Genomic DNA, 21,361 nt, shown 5'->3' with positions numbered 1-21,361 from the left:
CTTATTATTTTATTTTACCACGGATGGACAAAAATAAACACAGATTATAACTCACTATCTGTGTTTATCCTGTTTATCTGTGGCTAAATTGTTCTGTAGTGTCAGTTAGTAACAATTAACGCTATTTTGTTATTAGTTGGATGTCAACATTTGGCCGCACAGGAAATGCGATTGTTCATTCCGTCATACTGAGCTTGTTTCATTATCTATCATGCAAATTAGATCCTAAAATGAACTCATGATCACGACCAAAAGGTAAAACATAGTGTTCTATCAAATGGTATCATCCAACCGCACGTTTCTTTCATTATACCTTATTTTATAATATCTTAGCAAAACCATTAAATCAAGCACTATTACCATGCCCAGAACCAAAAACCACATCGAACTTCAATTTTTAAGCGAACCGTCAGACGTTAATTATGGCGGCAAGGTACATGGAGGAATGATGATGAAATGGATAGATCAGGCAGCTTTTGCCTGTGCTTTACAGTGGAGTCAAACGTATTGTGTAACTGTTTATGTAGGAGGAATCCGCTTTTTTCATCCCGTTCATATCGGCCATTTGGTTAAAATGGAAGCTCGCATCATTTATACCGGTAAAACCAGTATGCACATTGCTGTTGATGCTTTTTCTAAACCTGTAGGACAAACAGATTTTGTGAAAAACACCCATTGTATTATTGTGTTTGTGGCCGTAGATGATGATGGACAGCCAAAACCGATCCCCGCCTTTAAACCCAAAACTGAAAAGGAAATTGCCATGCATGGTTATGCCATTAAGCTAATGGAATTACGAAAAAGCATTGATAAAGAAATGGAGCCGTACATTGTATAAGTGTTTGCCAGCATAGACGCTACGGTTTTAAATACAAAGAAAATAGAGGAAAATGCACGGAGTTAATTGTTTAACAACTTTTCTTCTCTATTACCTCTGTGAAAAACTCTTGCCCTCTGTGGTAAATCATCACCTCCGGCACATTCTCTTTGGGTTTGTTGGAAAATAAACATTACGTGTATGAAGCAGCATAGCCGCTACGGTTTTAACCACAAAGAAAACATAGGAAAATGCACGGAGTGCACCGAGTTAATTGTTTAGGAATTTATCTTCTCTATTACCTCTGTGAAAAACGGTATGCACTCTGTGGTAAATCATCACCTCTGGCCCATTCTCTCGCCATTTCTTGGCGAATTAAACTTTGCGTCCTTTGCGGTAAAAAACGAGCAATCTATTCCACAACTGGTAAGCTAAAACAAAACTTACTGCCTTCACCAATTGCACTTACCACCCATATTTTACCTTGTTCTGCTTCAATAAAATCTTTCGAAATGGCTAGGCCTAATCCCGAGCCCGATTTATTTTGTCCATCGGTAGGTACCTGGAAATACCTGTCGAACAATCTTTTCTGGTATTTTTCATCAATCCCTTTACCAAAATCGCGTACCGAAAACTCTATAAATTTATCCTTATGGAAAACATCAATCATCACCTTCGATTTTTCTGAACTGTAACGCAATGCATTGGATAAAAAGTTAACCAATACCCATGCAGTTTTCTGTATATCCGCATTTACGCTAGGTAAATACTGGTCGCAGTTGAGCACCAGTTCAATTGATTTTTGTTCAGCCTGAAATTTAACGGCATCAACAGCATAACGAACAATTTCTTCAGGTTTGGTAATGGCAAAAGTGAGTTTCAAGTTGCCGGTTTCTACTTGTGAGAGATCCAACAACTCACTGGTAATTTTTAAAAGCCTGTCGCTATCTTCCTTTATATGGTTTAGCAATTCATGTTGTTCTTCGTTCATGTTACCTACACGACTATCGTTAAGTAACTTTAAACTCATTTTGATAGAAGATAATGGAGTTTTCAATTCATGCGAAACAGTCGCAATAAAATTAGTTTTGGCTTCATCAAGCTCTTTAAATTGTGTAATATTTTTTAGGGTATAAACACTTCCGGCAGATTTTGAGGAAGCAAACAAAGTTTTTTCCTCCTGCTCTTCGTAATTCGGAATAATGATTTCCCGGTTTTCCAACAGAAAATAAGATTCTTTATCGTCGGCATATATTTTTAAGGTATTATCTGCCGTTTCTGGTTTAATAATGCGTTTAAGCAACTCGTTTTTTTGCATCAGTTCTGCCACATTCTGTCCAACAACTTTGTCCTCATCAAGGCTCATCAGCTTTGCGGCCAGGTGGTTTAAAAACAGCACTTCACCTTTTTCATTCAAACCGATAATGGCATCCTGCATTTGTGCAATAATGGCCTCTATACGTGATTTTTCAGATTTGATTTTCGATAAATTGCTATTTTCCCATTCATTAAGTTTCACTACCATGCCATTAAAAGAATCGGCCAGTTCGGTAAACTCATCATCATTTTCGAAATGCAGGCGTTGTTTGTAATTTTTGCGACTGATCTGTTTAATGGCTGCACTAAATTCGGCAAGAGGATTTGCCACAAAGCCAGGGAAGTTAACGATGAAGGTAAATAAAATGATAAAACTTAGAGTTGCCGCAATCATGATGTATAGATTTGCCCTGGAGGAAGCTTGATTAGCGAGTTCATTTTTATCGTAAATGGCTTTCATATTTACCTTTTCGATATTTTGAAGTGCAAACCGTAAATCTCTGATGCTGTTTTCTTTTATGGTGATGGTTGTTGTAGAAATTAGGGTTTTAAAAGCGGTTTCCAGTTTCTGAAAAGCTACTTTTTCACCAGGCTCGGTTATGTTTTTACCTTCATTTTCTAAATTTTCGGCAAATGTGCTTTCCTGTTTCTGGCTTAGCGGAAAATTATTCTGGTCGATTACATTGCGCATGGCAGCAACATATTTGAGCGATTTGTAGTTATCTTTAAGAATCACCTTCGATTTATCAGACAGCTCATTTAGATAAAAGAGCGCAATTAACCCGAAGGATAATACGATTATAAAGAGAAACCCGAATCCGAGGCGGAGCTTGGTTTTTATTTTCATCTGTTTTTATTTTTATGGTGGTGAGCTATCATGATTTACTTATTATTTTGTAAATCATTGATTGGTCATTACTTTTTTGGTTTTACCGCAAAGGGCGGTGAGATTTTCGCTTGGTAACGCAAAGCAACTGCTCATTTTTTGGTAAAAATAGGTTATAATTAAATCTGTTTCTTTACTAACTACATTATATAACAAAGGTTACATACTTAGCGGTTGTTTAGCCTGTTTACAATAGCTATGCCAGTGGATTGGCGTATTATTTAAGTTGTTGTTTTTTAAGATTTTATGATTTTTTTGGTGATTGTTTTGAGCTAAAGACCTTTTCATTTTGGAAGGGTTTTTATCAAAATGAAAAATAGTTTCTGGAGGTTTAGGGTTGGTGATTTTTGTTCTTAACGATAGTGGAAAGCATGCCAACGAGTAACAATTGCTAGTTTTTTTGGAAAGCAGGTACAGTAACATTTTAGGTTTAGGCAGTTCCTGCTGTCCGCTTTACTACGTGCCGCTTCCATCGGGTTTAGGTGGCGCAGCCTGTAATTCTATTTAAGGTTGTATGGTGCTGGAAATAAATCAAGGCACTGTTTTTTGTTCCTAAACCTGATTATAATGGAAAGCCCATAAACGAGGTACGAGTGCGGACTTGTAATGAAAAGCAGGACTAACATTCCTATGGAATACAGACTTCGCTTTCCAAAGAAGATGATGCTAATATTTTTTGGAAAGCAGGGGCAGTAACATTTTAGGTTTAGGCAGTTCCCGCTGTCCGCTTTACTTCGTGCCGCTTCCATCGGGTTTAGGTAGGGCAGCCTGTAATTCTATTTAAGGTTGTATGGTGCTCAAAATAAATCAAGGCACTGTTTTTTGTTCCTAAACCTGATTATAATGGAAAGCCCGTAAACGAGGTACGAGTGCGGACTTGTAATGAAAAGCAGGACTAACGCTCCTATGGAATACAGATTTTGCTTTCCAAAAGAAGATGATGCTAATTTTTTTGGAAAGCAGGTGCAGTAACATTTTAGGTTTAGGCAGTTCCCGCTGTCCGCTTTACTTCGTGCCGCTTCCATCGGGTTTAGGTAGGGCAGCCTGTAATCCTATTTGAGGTTGTATGGTGCTGAAAATAAATCAAGGCACTGTTTTTCGTTCCTAAACCTGATTATAATGGAAAGCCCGTAAACGAGGTACGAGTGCGGACTTGTAATGAAAAGCAGGGCTAACGCTCCTATGGAATACAGACTTCGATTTCCAAAAGAAGATGATGCTAATATTTTTTGGAAATCAGGTGCAGTAACATTTTAGGTTTGGGCAGTTCCCACTGTCCGCTTTACTTCGTGCCGCTTCCATCGGGTTTAGGTGGCGCAGCCTGCAATCATATTTGAGGTTGTATGGTGCTGAAAATAAATCAAGGCACTGTTTTTTGTTCCTAAACCTGATTGTAATGGAAAGCCCGTTAACGAGGTACGAGTGCGGACTTGTAATGAAAAGCAGGACTAACGTTCCTATGGAATACAGACTTCGCTTTCCGAAAGAAGAAGATACTTATATTTTTTGGAAGATGATAAACGCCAATTTTTCAATTAGCTTATCAAGGAATCGTCTCGCTGAGATGCACCTGTAATCTGTTGTGGGTTATAAAATGTTTCTTAAAGAGACGAATGTTTTATTAAAATTTGATAAACTTTTCTATCTGTTCGTTGGTAAACTTAACTGTATCAGGCTGATTGAAATTACCTTCAGCATCCAGTTCGGCTTTAATATTGGGAATATGCAAACGAAGGGGCAAAATATTAAGATGAATATAATGGCAAACACCTGTAAAATGATCTACACCACGGATATTACCATATTTACCGGAAGAAATGCCAACCAATGCCGCCTTTTTATCATAAAAACTATCAGGAAAATTACAGGCATCGATTAACACTTTTAATACTCCAGGGTAGCTGCCATTATATTCGGGCATAATAAATATAAACTTATCGGTTTTATCGATCATGTTCTGGATTTCCTGAAAAGCATCCGATCTTTTGCCGTACATATCAGTATTTAATACATCAGCAGGCAGATGCTCTAAACTGAACAAATTAGCAGGATTGCCTTTTTCTTTTAGTTGGCTTTGGTAATATTTAGCAACTTTTAGCGTATTGCTATTGGGTCTGTTTGTGGCGGCTATAATCGTGATCATGGATAATTGTTAATAAGATGTGTAAAACCCAAATGCGCTTCTTGCTAAAATTGCCATATAGTTTGTATCTTAGCTGATTGTGAAAAAGGCCGTAAACAAGGCAAAAATAGAACTTTTTGCCAATTAAAGCGCATAAATATCACAGCCCAAATAAACGTTAAGTAAATTTCGGATACATAGATGAGCAAAATTATTGCATTAGCAAATCAAAAAGGTGGTGTTGGTAAAACAACTTCATCAATAAACCTGGCTGCGAGTTTGGCCGTACTAGAATATAAAACTTTACTGGTTGATGCTGATCCTCAGGCAAATTCGACTTCAGGTATCGGTTTCGATCCCCGGAATATTAAAGATAGTATTTACGAGTGCATCATTAATGATATAGATCCTTTACAGGCCATTCAAAAAACGGATACTCCGAATTTAGATTTACTGCCTGCACATATAGACCTTGTTGGTGCAGAAATTGAGATGATTAACCTCAATAACCGCGAATATAAAATGAAAGCGGTTTTAGAGAAAATTAAAGACCAGTACGATTTTATTATCATTGATTGTTCTCCATCCTTAGGTTTAATTACCATCAATGCTTTAACAGCAGCCGATTCGGTTATTATTCCTGTTCAGTGTGAGTATTTTGCATTAGAGGGATTGGGTAAGCTTTTAAACACCATCAAAATTGTTCAAAACCGTTTAAATCCTGATCTGGAAATTGAGGGTATTTTATTAACCATGTACGATGTTCGTTTACGTTTATCCAACCAGGTGGTAGAAGAGGTGAGAACCCATTTCCACGAACTCGTTTTCGATACTATAATACAGCGTAACACACGTTTAAGTGAGGCACCAAGTTATGGTGTTTCGGTAATTATGCACGATGCAAACTGTAAAGGAGCCATAAATTACCTTAACCTTGCCCGCGAAATTGTGAAGAAAAACGGTTTGTTAAAGGAAGAAGAAAACATTGGAACAGCAACTTTATAAATTATAGATGACATCTTTTCAGCGAAAAACAGGTTTAGGAAGGGGTTTAAGTGCGCTTTTAGATGATAGCGAATCTTCTCATCCGCCAAAGCAGCAGGTAAATGCTGTAAGCGAAACCGAGCAGATTGGCAATATCAGTCACGTAAGTTTAACTGAAGTTGAAACCAACCCATACCAGCCACGAACCGAATTTGATCAGGTAGCTTTAAACGAACTTGCCGATTCGATAAAAGTACAGGGACTGATTCAGCCGATTACGGTTAGAAAAACAGGCGCAAATAAATACCAGTTAATTTCGGGCGAACGCAGGTTCAGGGCTTCAAAATTGGCCGGTTTAACACAAATTCCAGCATATATTCGTAGTGCCAACGACCAGCAGATGTTGGAAATGGCATTGATTGAAAATATTCAGCGCGAAAATTTAAATGCCATCGAGGTGGCTTTAAGTTTCCAGAGAATGATTGATGAGGTGGGCCTAAAGCAAGAGCAATTGGGCGAACGCGTTGGTAAAAATCGTACAACGGTTACCAATTACCTGCGTTTGCTAAAACTTCCACCAGCAATACAAGCCTCAATCCGCGACCAGAAAATTAGTATGGGCCATGCAAGGGCTTTAATTAATGTAGATGGCGTGGATAAACAATTGTTCATCCACCAGGAGATTTTAGAAAAAGGCCTTTCCGTACGTAAAGTTGAAGAAATTGTGCGCAATTTGCAGCATTTACCTTTGCCAGCCAGTGAGAAACCTAAAGTAAAAGGTGTTTCCTTTCAATATCAAAAACTACAAGATGATCTGGCTTCAAAATTTGCAACCCGTGTAAAGTTAAAAATCAGCCAGAATGGTAAAGGGGCAATTGAGATTCCTTTTATGAGTGATGATGATTTAAACAGGATTTTAGAATTATTAGACTGGTAATGCAAAAGACTAAGCTTTTAATACTGGTTTCCCTATTTACATTTTTTCTTGTAAACTTCGCCTCGGCGCAGGTTAAGGATACGGTGTTAAAATCTGTTGAACCCACTAAAAAAATTAAACTATCCAAATCAATAGATACTGCGGCTAAAAAACCGATGACCAGGAAAGATTCGATGAAGGCCAAATACGTAAACCCTGGTAAGGTTGCAGGTAGGAAAGCCGTTTTCAGATCGATGCTGATTCCGGGTTGGGGGCAATTGTATAATATACAGTTGCTTAATGACGGTTATGGTACAAGAGCAGGCAAAAGCCAGGTATTACAAAAGCTGTATACAGGTGGTAAAATTGTAGCCATTTATGGCGGTGCCACTGCGCTCACTTTATCCTACCTTGATAGTAGGAAAAATTATAATCGGTTTTTGGCAGAAGCACAATATCGAGAACAAAATCCGGGAAAAAAAGCTGATCAGGGTTTATCACAATATACCAATCAGGGGATATTGGATGGAAAAAGCCTTTATAAACGAAATTCTCAGATCGTGCTTTTTTCTTATGGGTTACTCTATGCTGCCAATATTGTTGATGCTTATGTGGCTGCACGACTGCACTTTTTCAATATTGATAACAACCTTTCTTTTAAGGTTACGCCATCAATGATCAATTCAAGCACTATGTATGGCTTTAATGCCACACCTGCATTAAAATTATCGCTAACCTTTTAGAAAATGAAACGATAAATGATTTCTCCATTTTCAATATGAAATCTTGATCGTTTTATTACCTTTAAACCACTAAAGCTGTTTTAACGACAATTAAATTAACAAAAACGGAAATAAATATATAGAAATGAAAATTGCGCTTTTAGGTTATGGCAAAATGGGGCAGATTATCGAAAGATTTGCACTTGAACGCGGTCACGAAATCGTTTTAAAAATATCAATCGATAATCAGGAAGATTTAACCAGGCAGAATTTAAAATCAGCAGATGTGGCGATTGATTTCAGTACTCCTGATTCGGTTTTGAAAAACATTGATGCCTGTTTTGATGCCAACGTTCCGGTAGTTGTAGGCACAACCGGTTGGTATGGCAAGCTGCAAGAGGTTAAAGATGATTGCAGCAACAGTAACAATACTTTGCTTTATGGGTCTAACTTTAGTATTGGCGTAAATTTATTTTTTAAGCTTAACCAAACTTTGGCCAAATTGATGAATAATTATCCGGCTTACGAGGTGCAGGTAGAAGAAATTCACCATACCCAAAAATTAGATGCACCAAGCGGTACAGCCATCACGCTGGCCGAGGGCATTGTTGATAATTTGGAGCGCAAGCAGGAATGGTTAAATGAAGTGGTAGGTACTGATGTGGAATTGTTTCCTAAAGCAGATCAATTGCTTATAGAATCGCATAGGATAGAAAATATTCCAGGTACACATACCGTAATTTACAGTAGTGAGGTAGATGAAATTGAAATCAAACATACCGCACATAACAGAGCTGGTTTTGCGTTAGGTGCAGTTGTTGCGGCAGAATGGGTGAAAGATAAAAAGGGATTTTACAACATTACTGATATTTTTGAGTAGAAAAACAATTTTCGGTTAATGGTTGGCCAAATTCAGTTAATGCAGTTAACCGATTGACATGTCAAAAATAAATATGTGATATCACGCAATTTGTGAAATCACACCCAAAGAAATACAGATAACAGGTAAACGATCAAGTTGATCGCCAACCAAAAATAAGATATATGAATTACAAATTCTGGCAGAAAAAAAATGATGCCCCAAGGAAGAAAAAAACGAAAACCCGCGAATGGGTGGATGCTATTGTTTTCGCAGTAGTAGCAGCAACAATCATTCGTGTATTTTTTATCGAAGCTTATACCATTCCTTCTGGATCAATGGAAAGATCTTTACTTATCGGAGATTTTCTTTTTGTTAGTAAGGTAAATTATGGTGCACGTATTCCGATGACGCCCGTAGCTTTTCCTTTTGCTCACCATACTATGCCATTAACAACATCAACTAAAGCATATTGGGATGGCGTACAGTGGAAATATCACCGTTTACCCGGTTTATCCAAAATTAAAAGAAACGATGTAGTTGTTTTTAACTTTCCGGAGGGCGATACCGTTGCTGTAGAAAATCAGGCAGCAAGTTATTATGAGCTTGTTAGGGGCATGGGCCGCGAACAGGTAAGAAGTACTTATACCATTACAGACAGGCCGGTTGATAAGCGTGAAAATTTTATTAAGCGTTGTATTGGCATCCCTGGCGATGTAATTTCAATGAGCAATGGTGTTGCGAATGTAAATGGTAAAAACGAACCTTTAAAAAATACAGGTATGATGCCTTATCGCATCGAATTTAAAACCATGGATTTTAATTATGCTGCGCTTGACGAATTTAATCTGAACCTTGGAGGTACACCAGCAGTAGCTGCCAATACGTATGTGGTAGATGCTTCGCCGGAAATTGCCGATAAACTGAAAACTTTTGATTTTGTAAAATCGGTAACGCTAAGTCCTGATGCACCCGGTGCTGTTCCGGGAGGCGTTTTTCCTAATGATCCTAACCGTGTATGGAATAGGGATAACTTTGGTCCGGTTAAGATCCCTTCAAAAGGGTGGACGGTTAAAATTGATACCAATACCATGCCGCTCTATTACAGGGCAATTAGAACTTACGAAGGAAACAAAGTAGAACAAAAAGCAGGTGTTTGGTACATTAATGATAAAGTTGCCACTACTTATACTTTTAAAATGGACTACTACTGGATGATGGGCGATAACCGCCATAACTCTGCCGACTCACGCTATTGGGGTTTTGTACCAGAAGATCATATTGTGGGCAAAGCCTTATTTGTTTGGATGAGTTGGGACAGTACAGCATCGTTTTTACATAAAATACGATGGAGTAGGTTGTTTATGGGTATCCATTAATAAAATATAATTCTTTTAAAAGGGTGGATAATCGAAGATTATTCGCCCTTTTTGTTTTATGTCGATTCATAATTAACTTAAAAAAAAAATTAAAAAGTATAACTATGTTTTAAAAATATTTATTAAGTTTGAATATAATCAAATAAAATGTCTGTAATTGTGAAGAAAAACCAGCGTCTGAAGGCTGGTATCATTAAGCATTTATATTATAAGAAGTCGCTTTCACTTACAGATTTAAGTAAGTTGACACAGAAAAGTTTACCCTTGGTTACAGCTGTTGTTAATGGCTTAATAGCTGAAGGTTATGTTTTAGAAGAGGGTTATGCACCATCAACAGGTGGTAGAAGAGCAGCTATGTTCTTTATCAATCCAAAGCTGACCAAATATGTAGTTGCGATTGCAATGGATCAGCTTACCACAAGGCTAACCATTTACGATCTTTCCAGGAAGATGATTATGCCAATTCAATCATTAGAATTCAATCTATCATCCGAAAATAACAACATCAATGATCTTGTCAATTTTATAAATACCAGTATCAATCAATCTGGAATTGATAGAGATAATATTTTAGGTGTTGGCATTGGTATGCCTGGTTTTGTTAATGCAGAAGAAGGCATTAATCACTCATTCTTAAAGGTTGAAGAAGGTACTACATTGCAGGCATGCCTTGCTTTAAATATCGGTTTACCAGTTTATATTGATAATGACTCGAGTTTAATTGCCCTTGCTGAATTAAATTTTGGTGAAGCTGTTGATCTTAAAGATGTTATGGTTGTTAATATCGGGTGGGGTACAGGTTTAGGGATGATAATTGATGGTAAGCTTTACAGGGGAAGTAGTGGAAGTGCAGGTGAGTTTAGCCACATTCCACTTTCTGATAGTGATAATTTATGTTCATGTGGCAGACGTGGGTGTTTGGAAGTAGATACTTCTCTACTGGTAATGGCAAAAAAAGCAGAACAGGAAATTAAAAATGGTGCAGAATCAAGCATGAATAAATTGTTTGAAGATAAAAGCAAGCACCCCGCCGATCATTTCTTAACAGCTGTAAGACAGCAAGATCCGGTTGCTATATCTATTTTAGTTAAAGCCATTTTTCAATTGGGTAAAGGTATTGCAACTCTTATCCATCTTTTAAATCCACAGTGTATTGTTTTGAGCGGAAGAGGTGCTAAAGCAGGTAAAATGCTATTGCCTCCGATACAACAAGCTATACACGAATTTTGCATTCCCCGCATTGCTGAGCAAACTGAAATCAGGCTTTCTACACTAACAGACGAAGCCGAATTATTGGCTGCTGCAAGCTTAGCAGTTGAACATAGCCATTTCGAAGAAATGGTAACTAATCCACTCATTTAAATCATTATTATGGAGAAATAAAAACATTTACTAACTCGATCAAATCAAACAAATTTCAACTAATTTTTAAACTAATCAATAATCATGGAAAAAATGTACTTAAGGTGTTTAAGTATACTATTGTTATCACTTATAACGATAAATGCTTTTGCGCAAAAAACAATTACCGGAACGGTAAGAGATGCATCGGGAACAATTCCCGGGGTAAGTGTTTCTGTTAAGGGAACAACTAAAGCTACCCAAACCGATGGTGCCGGAAAATTTTCTATAGCAGTTAACCCGAATGAAGTACTTGTATTTTCGGCAATTGGATATGCCAGGCAGGAAGTTTCTGTAGGGGCAGAATCTACACTAAACATAACATTAAAACAGGATGCAAAAGCCTTAAGTGATGTGGTTGTAACAGCATTTGGTATTCAACGCCAAAAAAAGGCACTAGGGTATTCTACAGCAACTGTTTCTGCAAAAGAGTTAACAGAAGCTGGTAATACCAACTTTGCTTCGGCTTTATATGGAAAAGCTTCAGGCGTGCAGGTAACTACAGCACCAGGTGGTGCAAGTAGTGCAGTTAATGTTCAAATCCGTGGTATTAATTCCATTAACTATAACCAACAGCCACTTTACGTTGTAGATGGTGTTGTGATTCGTAGTGAAGGCCAATATGGTGCTAGCGGAAGAAATAATGGAGGTTTTTATGATGACCAACGTATTAGGGGAAATGGTATTTTAGATATTAATCCAGAAGATATTGAAAGTCTTTCTGTTTTAAAAGGGGCCAGCGCATCAGCACTTTATGGCTCTGACGCTGGATCTGGAGTAATTATCATTACCACTAAAAAAGGGGTTAAAGGTAAAGGACCAACAGTTGATGTAAACTATTTTGGAACAGTTGAGCAGCCGGCGTTTCTTCCTAACTATCAAAATGTTTATGGGCAGGGATACGATAGGGCAACTAACTTATCTGTTGGAGCTACCGAAGAAGGATGGATTGCAGATTCTAAATCACCTTCAGGCTTTCGCCCAAACTTTAGGGCATACGCCAATTTCGGTCCTAAAATGGATGGACAACAGGTGCGCTGGTGGGATGGTTCTATCCGTTCTTTTTCTCCACAACCCGATAACTACAAAAATATTTTCAGAAATGGTTTAAGCTCATCTGCTAATATTGCATTGTCAAATCAAACAGATAATTATAGCTACCGCATATCTTACACACGTCTTGATTATGATGGCATACAGCGCGAATCAGGTCTTAAAAAGAATTCATTCACTTTAAACAGTTCGTTAAAATTAAGTAAAAGCTTAAGTGTTGATGTTGTTGCCAATTATGTAAATTCAATAACACACAATAGGGCATACCAAACCAATAGGCTTGCACAATCATTTGATGGATTTTTTGGACGGAATGAGGATATCGATTTAGTACGCGAAAAATATCAAACCTCACAAGGTTATGCCTGGGTTCCTTTTAATCAAACTGCCAGAAACCCTGCTGAAGCGTTTGTTTTTAACGTTCGTCCTAACCTTTACGACTATTTTTGGTCAACCCTAAAAAATACCAGCGATGAAACCGAAAACAGGTTATACAGCAGTGCTACTTTAAACTGGGATATTTTTAGCAAATTAAAGTTTAGAGGACGTGTTGGTAATGATTATACCGGCCGTAATACTGAAGATAAAAATTACAGCCAATTTCCAGTAGCCTTTAACCCTGAAACCTCAAGCACTGGAGCATATTCAACGGGGAATGGTACTTATAGTACAATATATACCGATGCACTTTTAACTTACACCGATAATATCACCAAAGATTTATCTTTTTCTGCAAGTGCTGGCTTTACATCCAGAAAAGAAAATTATAAAGATCAATCTTCAGGAACACAATTTGGTTTGGTTTCTGAAAACTGGTTTTCGCTAAACAACTCCTATGGTATTCTTCAAACTTCTGCAAGTAGAAGATCCCTTTTAAAATACGGATCTTTTGGTATCTTAAATTTATCATATAAAGACTATCTTTTTGTAGAGGGTACCATTCGCCAAGAATCTTCATCAACACTGCCACCGTTAAATAATACATATTACTATCCATCTGTTAACGGAAGTTTTGTTTTTACAGATGCATTTAAAGGTGCCTTGCCAGAGTTTTTGAGTTATGGTAAATTACGTGCTTCGTACGGTGTAGTTGCTAATGCTTCCCTTCCATACGAATCTAATGTATCTTACGGACAAAACTCCTTACAAACCAACAATGGTTCTGTTCCGCAACTGGTTTTGCCAGGTGGCTACGGTAACGAAAGCTTGCAACCTGAAAAAAAGTATGAGCAAGAGTATGGATTGGAAACCCGTTTTTTAAATGGCAGGTTTGGTATCGATCTAAGCTACTATAGCAATCGCATTAGAAATCAAATTCTGCGCCTTCAAATCGCGTCAAGTAATGGTAGCGGAAGTCAGATTGTTAACGTAGGAGAGATAGGTAGTAAAGGTTGGGAACTTTCATTAAATGCAAAACCTATAGTTTCAACAGATTTTAACTGGCAAACCAGTTTAAATTTTTCTCAAAATAGAACAAAAGTATATGCTCTTCAGCTCCTGGCATACCTGAGCTTATCTTTTTTAATGGTGAAGATAACGCAATCCGGATTACAGCAAAGCCTGGTGATGATTTAGGAAACATTTATGTTTACCCTACTAAAACCAATGCAGGAGGCCAGAAAGTTGTAAGCGATGATGGTTTTTATGTTATCGATAAATCGCAGTATGTAAAAGCAGGAAATGTTACTCCAAGTATAACAGGAGGCTTATCTAACACTTTAAACTATAAAAATTTCTCACTTAGCTTTTTGGTTGATTACCGTTTTGGTAGTGATGTAGTTTCTACTCCTTTAAAATATGCTACTGGAACTGGAGTTTACGAAAATACCCTTCAATATCGTGATACTGAGCATGGTGGTTTAAGTTATTATGTAAACAGTGCAGGTGCTAATGTATTGTTGCCAAATGCAAACAGCGCAGCACCAGGTGGACAAAAAGTATATCACGATGGTTTAATCCTTCCGGGTGTTAAAGCTAATGGCCAACCGAATGATATCATATTGGATGCAGCAAGCTATTATTTCAACTCATTTGCCGCAGGTAGTTCTGATGCGCTTAATCAGGAAGGTGCAGTTTATAAAAATAATTTTATTAAGCTAAGAGAATTAACGCTTGGTTATAGATTGCCTAACAACCTTATTAAAAAAATTGGAATGTCTAATATGAGAATTTCACTGATAGGCAGAAACCTTTTATACTTCCATAGAACTTTAAAGAATCTGGATCCAGAAACTTTAATTGGAGACAAATGGTATAGTCAAGGTGTAGATAATGGTTCATTGCCAGCCACAAGAAGTTTTGGATTTTCATTAAATGCTAGTTTCTAGGCTGTAACCCATAAAAATAATTACAATGAAAAAGATATTTATAAATATAAGTTTGATACTTTCTCTAGTGCTGTTATTTTCATCATGTAAAAAACAGTTAACTGATTTGTATTACAATCCAGAGCGCTCAACAACAACCAACTTGTCTGGTTTTTTTACAGCCATGCTAAATAGCGACCGTGTTAGACCAGCTTACTGGAACCAGCGTACTTTTCTGGCACCGCACCCTGCAGTGTATTCCCAAGCTGCATCATTTGCTAATGGCAGCGAAGCATACCGTCAAATTGATGGGTATATTGGTAACTATTGGTCAGATTTTTACTATCCGGCTGGTAATGGTAGCGGTCCGTTGGGCGTATACAGAGCTATGGAAGTAACTTATGCAACGCTACCTGCAGCTGAACAGGCTAACCAGGAAGTTTATATGCAGGCAGCCAAAATTTTTCTTTATGATCAAGCTTCAAAAATGGTCGATTTATTTGGCGATATTCCTTTTTCAGAAGCGGGAAGTCTGGAAGCTACAAATGCGATTAAGGATCCTAAATTTGATGATGCAAAAGCATTATATACAACTTTAATTAAAGGGCTTGATGATGCTGCTACATATTTTGCCAATGCAAAACTTTCGGCTACCGTGGCACCTGCGTTTAATAAGGCAGATATTTTATTAACTGGTAACCTTGATAAATGGAGGAGGTATGCTAATTCAATACGCCTTCGCTTATTAATGCGCACATCATTTGTAGATGAAGCAACCGCAAGAACAACCGTATTAAATATGTTGAGTAACAGTACAAATTTCCCGTTGGTAGATGGTAATAATGTAGGCAGTTATATCTCCGGCAACAACTGATATATTATTGCAGCCATTAACTACAAATACCAATAGTTTAAGAAGTGCAATTACCGAAATCAACACTTACTTTGCTCCTGATTATGCATTGAATAAATTAATGCTTCCAGCCAACGATCCTAGAATTCCGTTGGTTTATGATAAATTTGGCCAGACGGTTAATAACGTTTTTGTTCCAAATAAAAACTTTAGGGCAATGCCTGTAACTTACACATCTAACCAACAGGATACAGCTTTTACCAAATATTCGATATTAGATTCTGCAACTTTCATAAACAATATAAAGGTGCCCGGGATATTGATTACAGCTTCTGAGGTTAACTTTTTGAAAGCCGAAGCTTTTGAGCGTTGGGGAACTACAGCGAATGCGCAAACCGCCTACAATGCTGCTTTAGCACAATCGGTTTCCTTTTATTATTATTTACACTCCATAGGAGGTGGAAAATTAAGTGCTCCACTTGCTACCGATGTAAATGCATTTGTAAATGCCAGTACATCAGCATATACCGGTACATCTGAGGAAAAGCTAGCTAAAATCTGGAATCAAAAATGGCTAAATTTCGGTTTCTTGCAATCTGATCAAGCTTGGTCTGAATATAGACGAACGAAATATCCTAAATTGACGGTTGTTCCGCAAACATTAGTTGGTTTTGAACTCCCTCCAAATCGGTTAACTTACCCAAGTGTTGAATCGGCTAACAATTCAAATTATAATTCAGTTAGATCAAAAGATACACGGACCAATAAAGTTTTTTGGGACGTAAAATAATTCAAACTCTACTAAAAATGCCTTGTAAATTTTTTTACAGGGCATTTTAATTATTTGATACATGAAAACAAGAATCGTTTTATTAGCAATTATCTTTTCTGCGAAAATTTTGCACGCCCAGCAGAACGATATCATGCCACAATCGGAGATTTACGAATGGCCTAAAGATGACGCCGTTAAAAAGAAACTTGATACCTGGCAGGATAAAAAATTCGGAATGATTACTCACTGGGGACTTTATGCTGTTCCTGGCATTATAGAATCATGGTCCATTTGCTCAGAAGACTGGATAGAAAGAGACAGCACCATTAAATACGAAGACTATAAAAAGTGGTACTGGGGTTTAAGTGAAAAATTTAATCCAACAAAGTTTAACCCCGAACAATGGGCAAAAGCAGGTAAAGATGCAGGCATGAAGTATTTGGTGTTTACAACCAAACACCACGATGGCTTTGCCATGTTTGATACCAAACAATCTGATTTCAGCATTGCTAAAGGTCCTTTTTCAACCAATGCAAAAAAAGATGTTGCCAAATATGTATTTGATGCTTTCCGCAAGGAAAATTTCATGATTGGGGCCTATTTTTCTAAACCCGACTGGCATTCGCAATATTATTGGTGGGATAAATACGCTACTGCAGACAGGAATAACAATTACGATATCAGAAAGCATCCATGGCGATGGAATATGTTCAAAACCTACACACAGAACCAGATTGGTGAGCTGATGAACAACTATGGTAGTATCGATATTTTGTGGTTAGATGGCGGCTGGGTTCGTCCACGGGCCAGCGTAAACAAGGAGGTACTTTCCTGGGGTGCTCCAATTCCGGAATGGAGTCAGGATATTGATATGCCTAAAATTGCAGCTGATGCAAGGAAATCACAACCTGGCTTAATTGTAGTAGATAGAACAGTGCACGGGCAGTTCGAAAATTACCAAACGCCTGAACAGAAAATTCCGGAAAAGCAACTGGATTATCCATGGGAAAGTTGTATGACTTTAGGCGGAGCCTGGGGTTTTGTACCCAACGATCAGTATAAGTCGGCAACCGAAGTGGTTCATAAACTGGTAGAAATTGTAGCCAAAGGCGGAAGTTTGCTTTTAGGTGTAGGCCCGAAAGCTGACGGCACTTTACCAGACGATGTAATTAAAAAATTGGAAGATATTGGCAAGTGGACCAGTAAAAACGGTGCTGCGATTTATGGAACAAGGATTACCAAAAATTACCATGATGGGCAAAACTGGTTTACCCAAAGTAAAGATGGCAAAACAATTTACGGCATCGCTTTGATGGGAAATACTCCGCTTAAAGAAATTTCATGGAAAGGCAGTATTCCGAAAAAAGGAACATTGATAATCATCATTGGCAACAATCAAAAAGTAAAATGGAAATTGACAGATGGTAAAGTACATTTTGAGCTCCCTAAAACGGAGGAGAAAATAGCCTTAACCTTTGCTTTTACGCCCGAAAATAATTAAGTGATGCTTAAACCAAAAAAAATCTTCTGTTTATTGCCCGTACTTTTTGTATGCAGTAATCTTTTTGCTCAGGTTAAAAAAGGGCAACAATCAGCCTATAAAAATCCAAAATTAAGTATCGATTTGAGGGTGAAAGATCTCATTTCGAGAATGACTCCAGAAGAGAAATTTTGGCAGTTATTTATGATTCCGGGGGATGTAACCGAAGCAAATAAAAATCAATTTAAAAACGGGATTTTTGGTTTACAGGTAAGTGCTGCAGCACAAGGCGGTGGTACTGCCCAGCAGATGTTAACTTACAATACGGCAGAAGATGGACTTTCACTCGCAAAAAAGATCAATAAAATTCAAAAATATTTTGTTGAAGAAACCCGTTTGGGCATCCCGATTATTCCATTTGATGAAGCTTTGCATGGTTTGGTAAGGCAAGGAGCTACCGCTTTTCCCCAATCGATTGGTTTAGCAGCAAGTTTTGATACCGCTTTAGTGGCCAAAATTGGTACAGCAATTGCCAGTGAGGCACGGGCACGAGGTTTAAGAGATCTTTTGGCTCCTGTAATTAATATGGCTACAGATGTAAGATGGGGCAGGGTAGAAGAAACTTATGGAGAAGACCCTTACCTAACCACTGTGATGGGGCACGCCTTTATGAATGCCATAGAAAAACAAAACATCATCGTTACCCCAAAACATTTTATCGCAAATGTGGGTGATGGCGGTAGAGACAGTTATCCAATAGAAATGGATAAACATTTTTTAGAAGAAATCCACTTTCCTGCGTTTAAAGATGGAGTTAAAAATGTAGGGATCCGCTCATTGATGACTTCCTACAACAGCGTTTTTGGAACGCCGGCAACCTCAAATAAATGGCTGCTGACTACTAAATTAAAAAACGAATGGGGATTTAAAGGATTTGTCATTTCTGATGCAGGTGCAGTTGGTGGTGCCAATGTATTGCATTTTACCGCTAAAGATTATAAAGATGCAACGGCACAATCGATTAATGCTGGCCTTGATGTAATTTTTCAGGTAGATTATAACCATTATAAACTCTTCTTGCCAGCATTTTTAGATGGCAGCATTCCAAAATCCAGAATAGAAGATGCTTTAGCCAGAGTGCTGCGGGCAAAATTTGAGCTTGGGCTGTTTGAGCATCCTTATGTAGATGAAAGTATTGCCGAAAAAATGTTAACCGACCAAAGTAACCGGAATTTAGCAAAAGAAGCCGCAATAAAGTCGTTTGTGCTATTAAAAAATGAGAATAATACACTTCCTTTAAAAAGTACGAAACACATTTTGCTTTTAGGTGAAGATGCAATTGAGGCCAGATTGGGGGGCTACAGCGGCACTGGGAACAATAAGGTAAATATTTTAACAGGTTTAAAAAACGCAATATCCAATAACGTTGAGATTACTTATTTAAAAGGCAGCACCAGAGAAACTCAGCTTTATACGCCAATGGATAGCCAGTATTTATCCTCCAATAAAAAAGCAGGATTAACCGGAAAATACTATAAAGGACTTAACTTTTCTGGTAAGCCGGTAAAAGAAATAATTGATCAGGCTGTTAATTTCAGCTGGACACTTTACCCGCCAGATGAGCAGCTTCAATTGGATGATTATTCGGTAAGGTGGGAAGGCAAAATTGTAGTGCCTCAAAATGCCGACGTTAATATCGGATTGGAAGGAAACGATGGTTACCGATTATACCTGGATGATCGATTACTTATCGATAATTGGGACAAAAAATCTTTCAATACCAAAACAGTCCCATTTCATTTAGAGAAAAATAAGGAATATACAATTAAGGTCGAATTTTTTGAGTCAAAAGGCAATGGTAAAATCAAACTCATTTGGGATTATAACCTTAAGAAATCAAATGAAATAACTGATGCAGTTGCCGCTGCCAAAAATAATGATGTAATTGTTTTTGTTGCAGGCATAAAAGAAGGAGAATTTTTAGATCGGGCAATGTTAAACCTGCCCGGAAATCAAGAATTGTTACTAGAAGAGCTTTCAAAAACCGGAAAACCCATTGTTGTAGTATTAACCGGTGGAAGTGCAATTAATATGCAGCTCTGGTTAAATAAAGTTAATGCAGTTTTAAATGTTTGGTACCCTGGTGAAGCTGGTGGAGATGCCATTGCCGATGTTTTGCTTGGAAAAGTTAACCCTTCTGGTAAACTTCCAATTACTTACCCTATCGATGAATCTCAACTTCCGCTAGTTTACAACCACAAACCTACCGGAAGAGGCGATGATTATAACAATTTAAGTGGCGAACCTCTTTTTCCTTTCGGCTACGGATTGAGTTATACCAATTTCTCGTACACCGATTTAAAATTTAACCGGAAAAGCATTGCTAAAAATGAAACCGCTACGGTAAGCTTCGAACTTAAAAATACAGGTAATTATGATGGTGAGGAAGTTGTGCAGTTATACATGCGGCCATTGTTAAACAAATTGGCGCAACCTGTTCTTGCTTTAAGGGCTTTTATGCGAGTTACTTTAAAGGCAGGAGAAACAAGAAATGTTTCCTTTAAAGTGGACAAAAATGTGCTTCAAACTCTGGATATCAATAACGTATGGGGAGTAGCTCCTGGAGAATACCGGATTATGATCGGTTCGTCAAGCAAGGCCCTTTATTTGAAAGATAATGTAACCGTTAAGCCTTAAAATCACCCCCACAGTTGGGTATAAAAGCATATCGTTAATAGTTGCCGTCCTAAATAAATCGTCATTGCGAGAAGGCTTTTTCAGCCGCCGAAGCAATCTTTCCTGTAGATATCGCCAGCATGAAAGATTGCTTCGTCGTTCCTCCTCTTAATGACGATCGTTTTAATAACACCAAGGTCTGTGTCCCCACAGACCTTTCCTATCTTAAATAGTATTAGTTTGTAACGAGGATTTTTAAGGCACGCATTTGCAATGCGAAAATAATTCCTTTAAGAGCGATAAAATCGCATTACTCGTACATCCTCGTTACAAACGAGGACGATGTAGTTTATTAAGATTGTCCTAAATAAATCGTCATTGCAAGAAGGCTTTTTCAGCCGACGAAGCAATCTTTCCTGTAGATATCGCCCGCATGAAAGATTGCTTCGTCGTTCCTCCTCGTAATGACGATCGTTTTAATAACACCAAGGTCTGTGTCCCCACAGACCTTTCCTATCTTAATAGTCTTAGTTTGTAACGAAGATTTTTGAGGTACGCATTTGCAATGCGAAAATAATTCCTTTAAGAGCGATAAAATCGCATTACTCGTACATCCTCGTTACAAACGAGGACGATGTAGTTTATTAAGATTATCCTAAATAAATCGTCATTGGGAGAAGGCTTTTTCAGCCGACGAAGCAATCTTTCCTGTAGTAGATATTGCCAGCATGAAAGATTGCTTCGTCGCTTCTCCTAGTAATGACGATCGTTTTAATAACACCAAGGTCTGTGTCCCCACAGACCTTTACTATCTTAAA

Annotated in this window: 15 protein-coding genes; 13 read left to right on the top strand and 2 right to left on the bottom strand. The window is 37.8% G+C overall.

The features are described from left to right. Positions 1 to 361: 361 nt before the first annotated feature. Positions 362 to 838, top strand: a complete 477-nt coding sequence (locus tag AC0IWE_RS01610; RefSeq protein WP_055912568.1) for an acyl-CoA thioesterase — start codon at positions 362 to 364, stop codon at positions 836 to 838. A gap of 391 nt (positions 839 to 1,229) precedes the next feature. Here AC0IWE_RS01610 and AC0IWE_RS01605 read toward each other — a convergent pair whose 3' ends face one another. Together AC0IWE_RS01605 and AC0IWE_RS01600 are read right to left on the bottom strand one after the other, a co-directional pair. Beyond that, positions 1,230 to 2,981: a HAMP domain-containing sensor histidine kinase gene (locus tag AC0IWE_RS01605; RefSeq protein WP_471791648.1), complete on the bottom strand. Its 1,752-nt coding sequence runs from the start codon at positions 2,979 to 2,981 to the stop codon at positions 1,230 to 1,232. Between the two features lie 1,660 nt (positions 2,982 to 4,641). Beyond that, positions 4,642 to 5,163 (bottom strand): NADPH-dependent FMN reductase, encoded by a 522-nt coding sequence (locus AC0IWE_RS01600; RefSeq protein ID WP_471791647.1) that lies wholly within the window; start codon positions 5,161 to 5,163, stop codon positions 4,642 to 4,644. 180 nt (positions 5,164 to 5,343) lie between these two features. Here AC0IWE_RS01600 and AC0IWE_RS01595 point away from each other — a divergent pair, with 180 nt between their 5' ends. The 12 genes from AC0IWE_RS01595 to AC0IWE_RS01540 all read left to right on the top strand — a co-directional run bounded on the left by AC0IWE_RS01595 (position 5,344) and on the right by AC0IWE_RS01540 (position 20,564). Further along, positions 5,344 to 6,147 (top strand): ParA family protein, encoded by an 804-nt coding sequence (locus tag AC0IWE_RS01595; RefSeq protein ID WP_055912555.1) that lies wholly within the window; start codon positions 5,344 to 5,346, stop codon positions 6,145 to 6,147. 7 nt (positions 6,148 to 6,154) lie between these two features. Then, a complete protein-coding gene (locus AC0IWE_RS01590; protein ID WP_055912552.1) occupies positions 6,155 to 7,063 on the top strand; it encodes a ParB/RepB/Spo0J family partition protein in 909 nt (302 codons plus the stop codon). After that, complete coding sequence (locus tag AC0IWE_RS01585; protein WP_471791646.1) at positions 7,063 to 7,785, top strand: DUF5683 domain-containing protein; 723 nt, start codon at positions 7,063 to 7,065, stop codon at positions 7,783 to 7,785. The genes AC0IWE_RS01590 and AC0IWE_RS01585 overlap by 1 nt, the downstream gene beginning before the upstream one ends. 124 nt (positions 7,786 to 7,909) lie before the next feature. Further along, the gene (dapB, locus tag AC0IWE_RS01580) at positions 7,910 to 8,644 is read left to right on the top strand and encodes a 4-hydroxy-tetrahydrodipicolinate reductase (RefSeq protein ID WP_471791645.1); all 735 of its coding nucleotides are present in this window, start codon (positions 7,910 to 7,912) and stop codon (positions 8,642 to 8,644) included. 164 nt (positions 8,645 to 8,808) lie between these two features. Further along, positions 8,809 to 10,002, top strand: coding sequence for a signal peptidase I (gene lepB / locus AC0IWE_RS01575; protein ID WP_471791644.1), 1,194 nt, complete (start codon positions 8,809 to 8,811; stop codon positions 10,000 to 10,002). Between the two features lie 147 nt (positions 10,003 to 10,149). Continuing rightward, complete coding sequence (locus AC0IWE_RS01570) at positions 10,150 to 11,364, top strand: ROK family protein (RefSeq protein ID WP_471791643.1); 1,215 nt, start codon at positions 10,150 to 10,152, stop codon at positions 11,362 to 11,364. Positions 11,365 to 11,448: 84 nt separating this feature from the next. Next, a complete protein-coding gene (locus tag AC0IWE_RS01565; protein ID WP_471791642.1) occupies positions 11,449 to 14,031 on the top strand; it encodes a SusC/RagA family TonB-linked outer membrane protein in 2,583 nt (860 codons plus the stop codon). A 173-nt stretch (positions 14,032 to 14,204) separates the two neighbouring features. Further along, positions 14,205 to 14,783 carry a hypothetical protein gene (locus AC0IWE_RS01560; protein ID WP_471791641.1) on the top strand — a complete coding sequence of 193 codons (579 nt, stop codon included), beginning with the start codon at positions 14,205 to 14,207 and terminating at the stop codon, positions 14,781 to 14,783. Positions 14,784 to 14,808: 25 nt separating this feature from the next. Further along, positions 14,809 to 15,636: a SusD/RagB family nutrient-binding outer membrane lipoprotein gene (locus tag AC0IWE_RS01555; protein WP_471791640.1), complete on the top strand. Its 828-nt coding sequence runs from the start codon at positions 14,809 to 14,811 to the stop codon at positions 15,634 to 15,636. Between the two features lie 7 nt (positions 15,637 to 15,643). Continuing rightward, entirely contained in the window at positions 15,644 to 16,405 is a 762-nt protein-coding gene (locus tag AC0IWE_RS01550; RefSeq protein ID WP_471791639.1) for a SusD/RagB family nutrient-binding outer membrane lipoprotein, read from the top strand. A 61-nt stretch (positions 16,406 to 16,466) separates the two neighbouring features. Continuing rightward, positions 16,467 to 17,888 carry an alpha-L-fucosidase gene (locus tag AC0IWE_RS01545; protein ID WP_471791638.1) on the top strand — a complete coding sequence of 474 codons (1,422 nt, stop codon included), beginning with the start codon at positions 16,467 to 16,469 and terminating at the stop codon, positions 17,886 to 17,888. Between the two features lie 3 nt (positions 17,889 to 17,891). Further along, entirely contained in the window at positions 17,892 to 20,564 is a 2,673-nt protein-coding gene (locus AC0IWE_RS01540) for a glycoside hydrolase family 3 N-terminal domain-containing protein (RefSeq protein ID WP_471791637.1), read from the top strand. The last annotated feature ends 797 nt before the right edge of the window (positions 20,565 to 21,361 follow it).

This window comes from Pedobacter sp. AC402 (genome assembly GCF_979252805.1).
The sequence above is the reverse complement of the archived record's forward strand: the minus strand, read 5'-3'. Positions and strand labels throughout refer to the sequence as shown.